Below are 346 nucleotides of genomic sequence, written 5' to 3' on the forward strand. Positions count from 1 at the left end.
CTTTCTGCCGCCTTGCTGTTCCTCGCCCTGCCCGGCGCAGCGCTTGCGGCGAATGATGTCGTCGTCCACCGGGACCCGGGTTGTGGATGCTGTGAGAAGTGGGCCCAGGCGCTTCGCGCGAAGCTGGGCCGCACGGTCGTCATGCGCGACGATGCGTCGCGCGGGGCGCTTCAGCGGAGGGCCGGCATGCCGGGCACGCTGGCATCCTGCCACAGCGCGATGGTTGATGGCTATCTGATCGAGGGCCATGTCCCGGTCGCCGATATCAAGCGCCTGCTGGCAACCCGTCCCGTAGGCGTCAGAGGCATTGCGGTGGCGGGGATGCCGATCGGCTCGGAGGGCATGG

General features: G+C 68.8%; 1 protein-coding gene. It reads left to right on the top strand.

Going from position 1 to position 346, the window contains the following annotated elements; translation table 11 throughout:
- Positions 1 to 346, top strand: a 346-nt coding sequence (locus R5H29_RS03955) for a DUF411 domain-containing protein (RefSeq protein WP_332328788.1), incomplete at both ends; no start/stop codon positions are given.

The organism is Stenotrophomonas sp. A3_2 (genome assembly GCF_036624925.1).
In the GTDB taxonomy this organism is placed as follows: Bacteria; Pseudomonadota; Gammaproteobacteria; order Xanthomonadales; family Xanthomonadaceae; genus Stenotrophomonas; species Stenotrophomonas hibiscicola.